13 protein-coding genes are annotated in these 12,966 nt (G+C 56.3%); 7 read left to right on the top strand and 6 right to left on the bottom strand.

Annotation, left to right across the window (positions count from 1 at the left end):
* Positions 1–24: 24 nt before the first annotated feature.
* The 4 genes from L6990_RS04215 to L6990_RS04200 form a co-directional block, all read right to left on the bottom strand.
* Positions 25–918, bottom strand: coding sequence for an ATP-binding cassette domain-containing protein (locus L6990_RS04215; RefSeq protein WP_237202828.1), 894 nt, complete (start codon positions 916–918; stop codon positions 25–27).
* The gene (locus L6990_RS04210; RefSeq protein ID WP_237202827.1) at positions 915–2,993 is read right to left on the bottom strand and encodes a dipeptide/oligopeptide/nickel ABC transporter permease/ATP-binding protein; all 2,079 of its coding nucleotides are present in this window, start codon (positions 2,991–2,993) and stop codon (positions 915–917) included. The genes L6990_RS04215 and L6990_RS04210 overlap by 4 nt, the downstream gene beginning before the upstream one ends.
* Before the next feature lie 2 nt (positions 2,994–2,995).
* A complete protein-coding gene (locus L6990_RS04205) occupies positions 2,996–3,949 on the bottom strand; it encodes an ABC transporter permease (protein WP_237202826.1) in 954 nt (317 codons plus the stop codon).
* Between the two features lie 141 nt (positions 3,950–4,090).
* A complete protein-coding gene (locus tag L6990_RS04200) occupies positions 4,091–5,695 on the bottom strand; it encodes an ABC transporter substrate-binding protein (protein ID WP_237202825.1) in 1,605 nt (534 codons plus the stop codon).
* A 255-nt stretch (positions 5,696–5,950) separates the two neighbouring features.
* On the opposite strand from L6990_RS04200, the gene L6990_RS04195 reads away from it, so the two are divergent.
* From L6990_RS04195 to L6990_RS04180, 4 genes are all read left to right on the top strand, one after another.
* Complete coding sequence (locus tag L6990_RS04195; RefSeq protein WP_237202824.1) at positions 5,951–6,739, top strand: FadR/GntR family transcriptional regulator; 789 nt, start codon at positions 5,951–5,953, stop codon at positions 6,737–6,739.
* Between the two features lie 238 nt (positions 6,740–6,977).
* Positions 6,978–7,841, top strand: coding sequence for a MetQ/NlpA family ABC transporter substrate-binding protein (locus L6990_RS04190; RefSeq protein ID WP_237202823.1), 864 nt, complete (start codon positions 6,978–6,980; stop codon positions 7,839–7,841).
* 177 nt (positions 7,842–8,018) lie between these two features.
* Positions 8,019–9,077: a methionine ABC transporter ATP-binding protein gene (locus L6990_RS04185; RefSeq protein ID WP_237202822.1), complete on the top strand. Its 1,059-nt coding sequence runs from the start codon at positions 8,019–8,021 to the stop codon at positions 9,075–9,077.
* Positions 9,077–9,775, top strand: coding sequence for a methionine ABC transporter permease (locus L6990_RS04180; protein WP_237202821.1), 699 nt, complete (start codon positions 9,077–9,079; stop codon positions 9,773–9,775). Before L6990_RS04185 ends, L6990_RS04180 begins: the two co-directional genes overlap by 1 nt.
* Positions 9,776–9,848: 73 nt before the next feature.
* Here L6990_RS04180 and L6990_RS04175 read toward each other — a convergent pair whose 3' ends face one another.
* Both L6990_RS04175 and L6990_RS04170 read right to left on the bottom strand, forming a co-directional pair.
* Complete coding sequence (locus tag L6990_RS04175; RefSeq protein ID WP_237202820.1) at positions 9,849–10,373, bottom strand: hypothetical protein; 525 nt, start codon at positions 10,371–10,373, stop codon at positions 9,849–9,851.
* Positions 10,374–10,415: 42 nt separating this feature from the next.
* Positions 10,416–11,123: an HAD family hydrolase gene (locus L6990_RS04170; RefSeq protein WP_237202819.1), complete on the bottom strand. Its 708-nt coding sequence runs from the start codon at positions 11,121–11,123 to the stop codon at positions 10,416–10,418.
* A 126-nt stretch (positions 11,124–11,249) separates the two neighbouring features.
* On the opposite strand from L6990_RS04170, the gene L6990_RS04165 reads away from it, so the two are divergent.
* From L6990_RS04165 to L6990_RS04155, 3 genes are read left to right on the top strand one after another with little or no spacing between them, the layout of a single operon-like run.
* Positions 11,250–11,792 carry a histidine phosphatase family protein gene (locus L6990_RS04165; protein ID WP_237202818.1) on the top strand — a complete coding sequence of 181 codons (543 nt, stop codon included), beginning with the start codon at positions 11,250–11,252 and terminating at the stop codon, positions 11,790–11,792.
* 38 nt (positions 11,793–11,830) lie between these two features.
* The gene (locus L6990_RS04160; protein ID WP_237202817.1) at positions 11,831–12,415 is read left to right on the top strand and encodes a histidine phosphatase family protein; all 585 of its coding nucleotides are present in this window, start codon (positions 11,831–11,833) and stop codon (positions 12,413–12,415) included.
* Complete coding sequence (locus tag L6990_RS04155) at positions 12,416–12,865, top strand: VanZ family protein (protein WP_237202816.1); 450 nt, start codon at positions 12,416–12,418, stop codon at positions 12,863–12,865.
* The last annotated feature ends 101 nt before the right edge of the window (positions 12,866–12,966 follow it).

Genomic DNA, 12,966 nt, shown 5'->3' with positions numbered 1-12,966 from the left:
TGTTTTTCTCCTTTGAAGTTTGGTTTAGACGTGGAGCAGAGTGGGAGCAGCCCCGAGCAGGGTGCGGGTGTAGTCCTGGCTGGGGGTATCGAAGACTTGCGCTGCGGTGCCTTCTTCAACGATTTTTCCCTTGTTCATCACGCAGATACGGTCTGAGACATAGCGTACGGTTTGAATATCGTGGGAGATGAAGACCATGCCCAGGTAGAGCTCTTCCTTGAGGTCGGAGAGCAGATTAAGCACCTGGGCGCGGACCGAGACGTCCAGTGCGCTGGTGGGCTCGTCGGCCACGATAATCTTGGGTTCCAGCGCTAGAGCGCGAGCGATAGCTACACGTTGGCGCTGACCGCCCGAAATCTGCGAGGGTAGAGCATCCGCAGCAGAGACGGGCAGACCTACCAGTCCTAGTAGATCGCGCACGCGGCGGTCGCGGCCGGATTTGTTACCGATGCCGTGAACGTCCAAGGGGTCTTTGAGGATGTCCTGCACGGTCATGCGCGGGTTGAGAGCAGTTGCAGGGTCCTGGAAGATGATGGATACGTCCGAGCCAAAATCCTTGCGCAGGGCGGCGTTGCGTTTGAGAGCACTCTTACCCTTAAAGAGCACATCGCCGCCGGTGGGCTTTTGTAGACCCACAATCACGGAGGCAAGAGTAGATTTTCCGCACCCTGATTCACCGACGAGACCGATGGTTTCACCACGGCGAACCTGCAGGTCAACCCCATCTACCGCTTTCACGATATTGGGTTTGAAGATACCGCCGGTGCGGGCCCGGTGGTAGACCTGTACGCCCTTGAGCTCAACAATGGGATCGCCTACTCGTCTTACTGCGGCACGCCCGGTGGTGTTGAGCAGGTTTTCTTGTTCTCTCACTGACCCGTCTGCTGCTCGGACGGATCCTGCCCTGTCGGTGGTCATGCCTTCTCCTTAGCGGTTTCGAGGTGGGATGCCCAGTAGTGGTCAGCCTCTCCCGGGACGGGGGTGAAGACCAATTGCTGGTTGGGGTCTGCGCCCTCGCGTTGGGAGCGGGGTGCAAAGCGGTCGCCGGGGGCGAAGTCGCCGGGGGAGGGTACGGTTCCGGGAATCTGGTAGAGACGCTCTGAACCGGACTCGATGGAGAGTACTGAACCGAGCAGACCGCGGGTGTATTCGTGCATGGGGTTAGAGAGCAGCTGGCTGGTAGCGCCAGATTCAACGATCTGCCCCGCGTACATCACCGAGATGCGGTGTGCGACCTGGGCAACCAGGGCAAGGTCATGGGACACAAAGACCATGGCGAAGCCCAGTTGCTCGCGCAGTTCGTTGAGCAGGTTGATGACCTCTGCCTGAACGGTGACGTCGAGTGCGGTGGTTGGCTCATCGGCAATCACTAGCTTGGGCGAGCGGGAGAGCGCCATAGCAATGAGTACGCGCTGACGTTGGCCGCCGGAAAGCTCGTGGGGGTAGGATGCCAGGGTGCGGACAGGGTCCAGCTTGACCAGTTCAAGCAGTTCTTCGGCACTCTTACGGCCACCGCGTCGGATTAGTTGCTTCATTTGATCCTTGATCAACATGGAGGGGTTCAGGGAGCTGAGCGCGTCCTGATAGACCATGGAAATCATCGAGCCACGCAGTTTCTGGTAGACAGATTCGGAGGCGCCTACCAGCTCCTGTCCTTCAAACTTCACCGAGCCGGTAATCTTTGCTTTCTTATCCAGTAAGCCGATGATAGCCAGAGACGTAATGGACTTACCCGAGCCGGATTCGCCCACCAGCCCCATGGTCTGCCCCTCGGTGACGGTAAAGGACACACGGTCCACCACGGGGGTGTCCCCGAAGCGTTCTGGGAAGAAGATGGAAAGGTCCTTGACCTCGAGGATTACTCGGGCGTTGGGGTTGGCGATCAGCCGGTCACCGCGCCCTGCTTCTGCATCCTTGAGATCAGTCAGCACGGCTGCTAGGGATGCGGCTGCTGCACGATCCTTTGCTGCTACCACGGATGCGGGGGGTTCAACTTCATGGGGTGAAATTTTACGTAGGTCATCAGAGAGTACCTCGCCACCATCGATGGTCTTATCGTCGGCTGCTGAGGGAGCGGCCGTCACCGCGCCGGAGGTGGTAGGAGCCATGGTGGAGGCATCATCAAGCTTGAGCTTGCGGCGTAGCTTAGGATTGACCATAGCGTCGGTCATTCCCTCAGAGAGCACGTTGAGCGCCAGCACGGTGAGCAGGATGATGACACCGGCAAAGGTAGTTGCCCACCAGCCACCGGCAAGTACGAGTGCGCGGCCGTCTGCGATGACGTTACCCCAGGAAGGTTCGGGTGGGCGCACACCGGCTGAGAGGAAGGACAGGGAAGCCTCAAGGATAATGGCATCTGCAACCATGACGGTGGCAAAGACTAGTACGGGAGCGATGGTGTTGCGTACGACGTGCTTGAGCAAGATGTAGAAGCGCGGTGCACCCATCACACGCTCAGCGCGCACATAGTCTTCGTCCCAGGCCGCCAGTACCTGCGCGCGAACTACGCGTGCCAGCTGAGGGGTGTAGACAATTGCGATGGTGAAGATAATGGTGCCGACCGAGTTGCCTAGGGATGCCAGCAGTACAGCTGCAAGAGCGATACCGGGGAAGGCCATAAGGATGTCCATGAGCCGCATAATGACTTCTGAGACAAACTTGGAGCTGGTCGCTGCCAGAGCACCGAGGATACCACCCATAATCAGTGCCAGAGCTACCGCACCCAGACCAACCTGAAGGGAGGCACGGGCGCCGTACATGAGGCGCGAGAGGATGTCGCGGCCCTGGCGGTCGGTACCGAAAAGATAGTCGGAGTTAGGAGCGCCAATGGGGGCGCCGGTGGATGCCAGGGGGTCGTGTGGTGCCAGCCAGGGAGCGAACACCGCGACCAGGGCGATGATGAGAATGAAGGCAAGGGAGATTTTAGAGCCCAGCGGTAGCGCCCTAAAGCGGACACCGGGCTGCGAGAGCCGATCTGCTAGTCCTTTACGCATGATTAGATGCTCCTGATGCGCGGGTTGATGAGCAGGTAGAGCAGGTCAACGATGATGTTGACCAGCACGAAGGTCACCGCGATGGTGAGCACAACGCCCTGAACAAGATTGATGTCGTTACCGGTAATACCGATGAAGATGAGGTTGCCCATTCCGTTGAGCGAGAAGATCATTTCGATAACTACTGCGCCGCCAAGCAGGTAACCGATGCGTAGACCCAGCACGGTCACGGGGGTGATAAGGGCGTTCTTGAGAACGTTCTTGGTAATGACCTCGTTGCGGGGCACACCGTTGCCGATAGCGGTTCGTACGTAGTCTTTATCGAGTTCTTCAACCATGGAGGTTCGCACGGTTCGGGTAAGCGACGCACTCACGGGCACTGCCAGCGCCACTGCAGGCAAGAACATGTGCGAGAGCCAGCTACCGAAACCGGCACCTGCGGGTGCTGAACCGCCGGAGGGAAACCAGCCCAGGTTCAGCGAGAAGTACTGAATCATTAGAATACCCAGCCAGAAGGAGGGGGTGGCAATGGAGGCCATGGAAAGTACACGGATGATCTGGTCTGGCCAGCGATCCCGGTAGAGTGCGGCAAGTACACCAAGAATCAGGGAGCCGATGGCGGCGATAACCACGCCTAGAAAGGTCAGCTGCAGAGTGGTGGGGAAAGCGGTTTTGATCTGATCAATCACAGGCTGTGCCGGTGGGGTCGTCATCCCCAGATCGAAGTGTAGTAGTCGCACGAGGAAAGCGAAGTACTGAACGATGAGCGGATCATTGAGCCCGCGGGATTCGCGGTAGGCCTCTTTGGCTTCTTCCGAGGCACCTTCACCGAGGGCGATGGTGGCCGGGTCGCCCGGGGTGAACTGCAGGATAACGAAGACCAGAATAGTGACACCCAGCAGCATGATTGGTAGTGCCGCTAGACGCCTGCCCAGGAGTCTAAGAAAGTTTGACAAGGTCTGCTCCCTGAAAAGAGTGAGTCAGTGTGTAGTGAGGGATTTCCCGTGAGTAAAGGTGAAACAGTACAAAGGGGAGGCGGTGGCACCATCTGCACAACAACGATGAGATAGATACCACCGCCGGGTTTGGCTGGGTGCCTAGGCCTGTGAAGAACCTACGTTTTGGAAAGACAGGCCGGTGGTGGGCAACGGCTTGAAGTCGCTGAGGGTGGTTTCTGACCAGGCGGTAGGTAGCTTACGGTGGAAGACAGGGTAGAGCGGCACGTTCTCTGCAATGATGTCAAAGACCGGCTGCCAGTCGGGGTTCTCTGAGGAAACTGCGGCGCCCATAGCGTCCTGCAGATTTGTGTATTCATCGGTGTCGGACCAACGGAAACGCTTTTCAGGCCAGGTGGCACCGCGGTACCACCAGGAGAGCAGCAGATCAGGGTCGTTGCCAAAGACTGAAGGGTCACCGGGAGCAAGAACCACATCAAAGTCGCCGGTATCTACGTAATCGGCGTATAGGGAGGAGGATTGGGCGTCCTGCAGGGTAACTTCAATGCCGGCGTCCTTCAACGACTCCTGAACCAGCTGAGCGCACTGCTTGACCCAGTCGTGGTCGGTGGTGCGCAGGGTGATTGAAAGGTTCTCTGCACCCGCTCCTTTGAGTAGCTTCTTTGCCTTCTCTTTGTCATAGCTGTAGACCGTGGATGCCTGGGCGTAATCCGTGTGCTCCTTGTGTAAAAAGGAGGTAGCAGCAGTAGCGTTCCCCAGCAGACCGTTGGTAATTACCTTGTCAATATCAATGGCATAGAAGAATGCCTGGCGCACTTCCTTCTGATTGAAGGGCTCCTTCTCGCAGTTAAACATCATGAAGAGCAGACCAAAGGACTGTACCGACTTAACGGTCACACCATTGGTGTTCTCCAGAACGGTGGTGTTGTCATAGGGGACAGACTCAATAGCCTGAACACGCTGGGAGCTCATTGCATTCACACGAGCTGCTGAATCGGCAAGGATTGACCAGCGCATGGTCTTGGCAAGAGCCGGACGGGGGCCGTTGTAGTCATCAAAACGTTCAAAGGCGATGTGATCACCTTTGGTCGCAGAAACAAACTTATAGGGACCAGAGCCGATGGGGTGCGCACCGTAGGCATCGATGTCATCGGTAGCATTTGCCGGCATGATGTTAACCAGCGCGATGCGGTCAGCAAAACGGGGGAAAGGCTGGTTGAGCTTGAATTCAACGGTTTTCTCATCCACGGCTGTGGTGCTATCCAGGAAGTAGAGGAACTGGCTGAAGAGGGACTCTTCTGAGGTATAAAGGTCAAAGGTGGAGGCGACATCTGCGGCGGTGACATCTGCGCCGTCGTGGAACTTGGCGCCATCACGCAGGGTTACACGGTAGGTGGTGTCGCCTACGGACTCGGGATCACCAGTGGCGAGAGCGTTATAGCGCTCGCGGGTGGCGGGGTCCAGCCCGTAGAGGCCTTCGAAGATATGCAGATTGGCTGCGAAGGGCGCAGCACCCGAGGACTGTGAGGGGTCAAAGGTAGTTGAGACGTCGTAGGCTATGCCGGCGTTAATAGTGGCGTCTTTATTGACTTCTGCGGTTCCTCCTGAGCCTGCTGTGGACGAGGATCCGTTACCGCACGCTGCGATGGAGGCAGCGAAAGCGGTTGCGGCGCTAATTGAACCAGCGACCTTAAAGAAGCCGCGGCGGGAGGTTCCCAATTCTTGTACCTGGGTGAGCTGTGACATCGGTGTCTCACTCCTTATCTGAAATATTGCTCGCTATTGAGCAGTGATCATCCGGAGGTAGGACGTCCTACCTATATCTTGTATACTAGTGACGGACGTCTAGTTGGGTCAAGCCTCATGGGATGTAAACCCGTAACAAAGAGCGTCCAACCCACCCTCAAAATTTCACAACTTAAGTAAAGGCGCAGGTTAGTGAGTATTGCACCAGCATCTAATCTTAAAAAGAAAAGTTCCCGAGAAAGGTAGAGCGGAAGCATGAAAAACTTGCCGAATCTCACCCCCGTTTATGGGGACTTGCTGGTGCTCAAAAACAGTCGCAGTGCAGCGCAGCAACGTCAGTACCAGCTGCAAAATGACATCATTGCCCTTATCTTTAGCCGCCAATTGGGACAGGGGGACCCGCTCCCAACAGAACAAGAACTCATTGATGAGCTGGGCGTAGGGCGCAACTCTGTGCGCGAAGCCCTCAAGGTGCTTGAAGCACTCGGCATCGTCGAGGTACGGCACGGTTTTGGCACTTTTGTGGGAGGTAATGCTCTGGGGTCAATGACGCGGGCACTCAGTTTCCGTGGTTGCCTAGCCCTTTACCACGGCGGCAAGGAGGCGTTGGAACTGGTAGAGGTACGCGAGGCGCTGGAAATCGGTCTAATCCGCTCAGTCATTCCGGTCATGACTGATGAGCATCTTGCGTTGGTTACGAGAGCCTACGAGGATATGGCGGCTAATGTTGAGAGTGGCACCTGGAAGGCAGAATATGACCAGCGTTTTCACGCCGCTATTTTCGCTCCACTAGGTAACGAGCTTCTGTCCCGCCTGCTGGATGTCTTTTGGCAGGTCTACAACAACATTGCCGGGGTACTTGATAGGGTAGCGCCGCTGAATCGTGGTCAGACCACCGAACTGCTCGATGCTCACCGTAACCTTTACGAGGCAGTGGTCGCCCGTGATGCAGATGCTGCCGCGGCCCTGATGGAAGAACATTTTGTGGGAATCCGCGGGCGTCTGACCTCCTGGCAACACACTTGGCTTGCAGAGCAAGGCTAGTGCTCGGTGCCCGTCCGGGTGCTACAGAATGTTACGCACTGTTACTGGTTAACTTTATGTTGCGGTCAGGCACGTGAAATGTGCCGCAAAATCTGTGTGAATAGGGAAGTGAGTGGGCTCTAGTGGTCTAATGGAAGGAGCGCCGAACCGGTGCTCGAAACCACTTCAGCAATTTGAAAATGTCAGAGGCTGAGCGTGGCCGCACTTCATATACTTTCCAGCAGAAAGATTCATAGCCGTGAAGAAATTTGTTGCCTCTTTGGCTCTCGTACCCCTAGCGCTCGGTCTTGCAGCCTGCGGCTCATCTGACTCAGCATCATCTAGCGATGAAACGGTTCGCATCGGTGTAGTCGGTTCCAGCGATTCCAACAAGAAACTGGTCGAAGTTGCTGCTGGAGAAGGCATTAATGTAGAACTCGTTGAGTTCAGTGACTACAGCCAGCCCAACCCTGCCCTCAAGGCCGGGGACATCGACATGAACTGGTTCCAGCACATCGCTTACCTCTCTGACTATAACGTCAAGAACGATGACAACCTGCAAATTGTTGGCCCCACTGTCATCTACCCCATGGCAATGTTCTCCAAGACTCACAGCTCAATTAGCGATCTGCCTGACGGTGCTGAAATTGCAATCCCCAACGACACTGTCAATGAAGCCCGCGCGCTGAAACTGCTGGAAGCCAACGGCCTGGTTAGCTTCACCAGCGAAGTTGATACCCCCACCATTGACGATGTAGATTCAGCTGCATCCAAGGTCAAGGTCACCCCGGTTGACGCTACTCAGACCGTGATTTCTATGGAATCGGTTGATGCTTCAGTTATCAATAACGACTTCCTCATGGACGCGGGTCTAGACCCCAAGAACGCGCTGGCTCAGGATGACCCCGCCAACGAAAGCGCCCGCCCCTACGTCAACCTCTTCGTAGCTCAGGCTGATGATGCTGACAATGAGACCTACAAGAAGGTTGTCGAAATCTTCCACACCGATGCTGTGCAGCAGGCTGTGCAAGAAGAGACTCAGGGTACCGCCGTTGCGGTAGATACCGACCTCGAAGAGCTGCGTTCAACCCTGGCAACCTTGGAAGACAAGCTGCGCGGCTAAAACGCCCCGAGCTTGTCGCTTTGAGTTAGCTCACCACGCACCCGTAGCGGTAGCCCAACTAGGGTACGCTGGATTTTTGCAGAAAAATCTAGTCGCCCAGCGAGGCTACCGCTGCGTTTGCTTGACCGACATCCAGGGCTTTAGCGCCAGGATGCTCCTACCCACTGAAGAGAAACCATGACCGAAGACCACATTGTATCGTCACGTTCGGCGGCTGAACCCATGGTCGTCCTGTCGAACGTCACCAAGGAATTCCGCGTAGGCAAGAAAACTGTCACCGCCGTTGATAACGTCGATTTGACCATCAACCGTGGCGAAATCTTTGCCATCATCGGCTATTCCGGTGCCGGTAAATCCACGCTGGTACGGCTCATCAATGGGCTTGAATCCATTACGAGTGGCTCCCTGGCCGTCAACGGGTTTGAGGTTGCCGGTAAACGCGAATCCCAGCTGCGTGAAGCCCGTACCAACATTGGCATGATTTTTCAGCAGTTCAACCTGATGAACTCACGCACTGTAGCCGGTAACGTAGAGTTCCCGCTCAAGGTAGCTGGCTGGGATAAGGACAAACGCGCTGCGCGTGTAACCGAGCTACTGGAGTTCGTCGGCCTTGCTGATAAGGCAAAGAACTACCCTGATCAGTTATCGGGCGGCCAGAAACAGCGCGTGGGTATTGCCCGCGCCTTGGCCACCTCGCCCTCCCTGCTTCTAGCAGATGAATCCACCAGTGCCCTCGACCCAGAAACCACCGCTGAGGTGCTGGATTTGCTCAAGAAGGTCAATCACGAGCTGGGTATCACCGTCATTGTGATTACCCACGAAATGGATGTCGTCTCAAGCATCGCAGACCGCGTGGCCGTGATGGAGCTGGGCAAGGTCGTAGAGAGCGGCAACGTCTACGATGTTTTCTCTAACCCTCAGACCGCCACTGCCAAGCGCTTTGTGGGGACGACCGTCAAAACTGCTCCCGTTGGTGGCGAAGCTGCTGAACTCAAAGAACGTCACCGCGGCTACCTCGTCAACATCGAAATCACCGAGGGGAACACCGGCATCGGCAAGGTGCTCTCTTACCTGGGATCCCGTAACGTTTCCTTCAACATTGTGCAGGGTGGTCTAGAAACCCTGCAGGGTAAGAGCTACGGTAACCTCACCCTGGAACTGATAGGTGATGTCATCAGCATTGATGCTGCGGTTGCTGAACTCAAAACCGTAACCCGCGTGCAGGAGGTGCGCTAATGTACACGAGCGAAGGTAAACTGCTGGCGGCTAATTCGGTCGACTGGGCCTCTTTCGTGCCCGATAAGCTCATCCCCGCCCTGGGCGAAACTCTCTACATGGTGTCCTTCACCATGCTCATTGCCGGTTTCCTAGGCCTGGTGGTGGGGCTTTTGCTCTACACCACCCGCCAGGGCAATATCTTGGCAAACCGCTTCGTTAACATCGTGCTTAACGTGGTGGTGAACGTGGTTCGCCCCATCCCCTTCATCATTCTGCTGGCTGCCCTAGGCCCGCTGACCTCTATGGTGGTCGGCACCAGGCTGGGCGCTAACGCGGCTATCTTTGCTATGGTCTTCGGTGCAACCTTTGCTATTGCCCGCATTGTTGAGCAGAACATGGTTTCCATCGACCCCGGCGTGATTGAAGCAGCCCGAGCTATGGGCGCCTCTAAGATGCGCATCCTCTTCACCGTCATGATCCCCGAAGCACTCGGCCCGCTGGTCCTGGGCTACACCTTCCTTGTCATTGGCGTGGTTGATATGTCCGCTATGGCAGGCTACATCGGCGGCGGTGGCCTGGGCAAGGTGGCTCTGGTGGACGGCTACCAGCGCTTCAACGAAGTCATCACCTGGAGCGTTGTCGCTGTGATCATCGTTCTGGTTCAGCTCATCCAGCTAGTCGGTAACATGCTGGCCCGAAAGGTCATGCGCCGCTAATCAGAGCAGGCGGGCTTACCCCGCATGTTTAAGGCCGGTCTCCCCTCTGGGGAGACCGGCGTTTTGTTTGTGGTTAGTCTTTCTTGCCGCTGACCCAGGATGAGTCGTAGAAACCAGAGTCGGGCAGGTTTTTCTGGGCGCGGGCTATATCTTTTTCGTAAAGACGCTCGGCGTAGTCGGTGGGGCGTACCAGCCGGTCGTCGTCCTCATCATCGTGATCAGTGAAGCGGGCCAGAGCGAAGATGCCGTAGAGCAGGGCAGCAAAGAGCAGGAAGAAGAAGGCAAGCTCGGCCCACATAATCACGTAGTTACGGCGCAACTCCGGTGATATATCCGAGTACACAGCGGGCACTACCGTGAAGCTTGCTAAAGCCGTAATCAGGGCAAGTGCCGTTAGGGCGTGCGGAAACCAGAACCAGCGACTCAGCGGCTTCTTGGGCTTCTGGGTAGGACGCTGCCAGGCTGGCTCATCAGCAGTACTGGTGGGGGGAGTAGGCGAGGGCGGCAGAAAGTCCCTGTAGTAGGCGCGCTCGTCCTCACTGAGGTCTTCAAGGCGCCTACCAAAACGCGATTGCTCACCTTCAGATTCTTCAGGCATCGTTGCCCTCCCTCTCTTTGGCTAGTCTATATAACCTGCAGGCTATTCTTTGCTGGCCAGCCAGCGGTCTACCTGGGCGAGGAGTTCTGCGTCTTCGAAAGAGTCAAAGCGCCCGATTCCAGCCGTTAGGAGTTCGTCTTGTTCCGGTGTCTCGGGAGTAAAAATCAGACAGCGAGTGCCTGCGCCGGTTGCTGCCGTCATGCCCGTGACGGAGTCTTCCACGGTCAGAGCTTGTTCGGGGCTAAACCCTAAACGGCGTACCGCTTCAAGGTAGATATCGGGTGATGGTTTGGGTGAAGGTACATCGCTTGAAGACACCCAGGTGGTTACGATATCTGCATAGCCGAACTTCTGCATTTTTACAGTCAAAAGTTCCCCGGAGGAATTAGAGGCAACCGCTACGGGAATGTGAGCCGCCAGTTTCTTGATGAAGTCAAGAGCGCCCGGGATGGGTATGACCCCGCGGTCCAGAATCTCCAGCTCAGTGGATTTCACATGCGCAAGCACCTGGTCATAGAAGTTTTCATTGCCCTGTGCCTGGGGTGAAAGGTGGGTAATGGCCTTAGCCAAATCTTCTGCTGCCGAACCGATCAGAGACGTTTCGAGTTCTTCGGTCACGGTCACGTCGTAATGGTCAAAGAGCTCAATCTGGACATCGTTCCAAATAGTTTCTGAGTCAAGCAGCACGCCGTCGCAGTCAAAGACAGCGCAGTGGGGCGCCCAGGTATCAGTGGCATCGAGAGAAAACATACCTTAATGCTCTCATAAGAGCCCTCACCCCGGGCGCGATATTACGCAGCTGGCGCAGATTGCCTAGAGCAAGCTAACAGTAGCTCTACCCTGCAGGGGAGAGGGAGTGCTGGAATAATGGAGCCTATGCCTATCGTACTTATCAGACACGGCCAGACTGACTGGAACATCGACCGCCGCCTGCAGGGCGCCACCGATATCCCGCTCAACGACACCGGGCGGGGCCAGGCGCTTGAAGCAGCCCACAACCTGCGTACCTTTGCTGAGGACCGGAGTGAAAGCTTCAGTTGGGACGCCGTGGTCACTTCCCCGCTGAGCCGAGCGGTGGAAACCGGGCAGATTATTGCCGATGCTCTGAGCCTAGAGATCGGCGGCACCTATGCCGGGCTGGCTGAACGGTCCTTCAGAAGCCTCGAGGGCACTAAATCCAACCCAGAGATTTGGGCGGCCGTACTAGCGGAAACCCTGGATATCGAACCTATGGCGGACTTTTTGGAACGCACCGATGCCGCCCTGATGCAGGTCGAAGCTGACTACCCGCAACAGAACATCATTGTGGTTGCTCACGGCATGCTGATTGGTGCTACCTTGCAGGCTCGCACCGGCGGTGAACTGCTGATTCCGGTTAATGGTGCAGTCATTGAACTGCCTGTGCACCGCTCCGCCTAAACTGCTCTGCCGCTGATCAACCGCCCAGAAAGAACCCTATGACTACGCACGCCACCGGCTCCCTCACCCTTATCCGTCACGGCCAGACCGACTGGAACAAACAGCGTCTGATGCAGGGCTCCTCCGATATTCCCCTTAATGATGTTGGGCGTCAGCAGGCACACGATACTGCCGCTGCTCTCAAAGCGCGGGGCCTCAGTTATGACGTGGTGGTTGCCTCCCCGCTGAGCCGGGCTTTAGAGACAGCCCAGATTATTGCCGCAGATTTCGGTCTCACGGTCAGCGCCACTTATTACGGGTTGGTAGAACGCGGCTATGGTGAAGCTGAGGGGCTAGATATCTCAGAAGAAGCCCGCCGCACCCCCGATGCCTTTTATGCAGGAGTCGAGTCGGAACGATCTGTCTACCTGCGCGGCATTGAGACTTTGCGCAAAATTGCTAGTGATTACCCGGACCAACGGGTCATTGCTGTTTCTCACGGTTCCCTCATTCGCCGGGCTCTCTCAGCTACGCACGGTAAGGAATTTGGCACGGTCGCCAACGCAGAACCTTTCGAGGTGCACCTGCCGGGGCTGGCGTCCTGGTCAGTTGATGCTGAACCGCTGTTGATGGGCAAACCCTAGGTGCGGTCAACTGTCACACTGCTGGGGTGGGTGGCTCTAGCCTGCTACCTGCTTACCGTTGCTGTGATTGTATTCTGGCCGGTGCACGTCGACGCGGGGGAGCCCAGCCAGGTTCTGCAAGAACTTCTGCATACCGGTTACCGTTCAAGGTTCTTACCCCGCTGGTTCGGCTACACCCAGGTAGAGTGGCTCTCCAACGTGCTGATGTTTGTGCCCGGCGGCTTGCTCTTCACCTTACTTCTGCGCCCTAAACGCTCCTGGCTGGTGCCCCTGGGCGGTCTTGGCGCTACCCTTTTCATCGAAACTATCCAGCACTTTATGCCCGAGCGAACCAGCTCACTGCTGGACGTGCTAGCTAACTCCCTGGGCTGTGCTATCGGTTGGGTTTTGGGTTTAGTGGTTTTACGTGTTGTCTTGAAACCCACGCAAACCCTCAAGGAATCCGCGTAATACAACGCTTCCAGGTCTTTCAACATTGACGTACCCAACCAAACCCACATAAAATCAACTGTGTATAGGGTTTACCCCCAAACCAAATTTTTTAAGGTGAT

The sequence above is a fragment of the Rothia endophytica genome (assembly GCF_928381505.1).
GTDB lineage: Bacteria > Actinomycetota > Actinomycetes > Actinomycetales > Micrococcaceae > Rothia > Rothia endophytica_A.
Note: the sequence above shows the minus strand (reverse complement) of the source record. Positions and strands in the feature narration are given on the sequence as shown.

What these genes read in the sequence shown, in the direction of transcription:
- L6990_RS04170 (WP_237202819.1), bottom strand. Translation starts at nt 11,123, where the DNA reads ATGTTTTCTCTCGATGCCACTGATACCTGGGCGCCCCACTGCGCTGTC.
- L6990_RS04195 (WP_237202824.1), top strand. Translation starts at nt 5,951, where the DNA reads ATGAAAAACTTGCCGAATCTCACCCCCGTTTATGGGGACTTGCTGGTG.
- L6990_RS04180 (WP_237202821.1), top strand. Translation starts at nt 9,077, where the DNA reads ATGTACACGAGCGAAGGTAAACTGCTGGCGGCTAATTCGGTCGACTGG.
- L6990_RS04215 (WP_237202828.1), bottom strand. Translation starts at nt 918, where the DNA reads ATGACCACCGACAGGGCAGGATCCGTCCGAGCAGCAGACGGGTCAGTG.
- L6990_RS04160 (WP_237202817.1), top strand. Translation starts at nt 11,831, where the DNA reads ATGACTACGCACGCCACCGGCTCCCTCACCCTTATCCGTCACGGCCAG.
- L6990_RS04210 (WP_237202827.1), bottom strand. Translation starts at nt 2,993, where the DNA reads ATGCGTAAAGGACTAGCAGATCGGCTCTCGCAGCCCGGTGTCCGCTTT.
- L6990_RS04185 (WP_237202822.1), top strand. Translation starts at nt 8,019, where the DNA reads ATGACCGAAGACCACATTGTATCGTCACGTTCGGCGGCTGAACCCATG.
- L6990_RS04165 (WP_237202818.1), top strand. Translation starts at nt 11,250, where the DNA reads ATGCCTATCGTACTTATCAGACACGGCCAGACTGACTGGAACATCGAC.
- L6990_RS04200 (WP_237202825.1), bottom strand. Translation starts at nt 5,695, where the DNA reads ATGTCACAGCTCACCCAGGTACAAGAATTGGGAACCTCCCGCCGCGGC.
- L6990_RS04175 (WP_237202820.1), bottom strand. Translation starts at nt 10,373, where the DNA reads ATGCCTGAAGAATCTGAAGGTGAGCAATCGCGTTTTGGTAGGCGCCTT.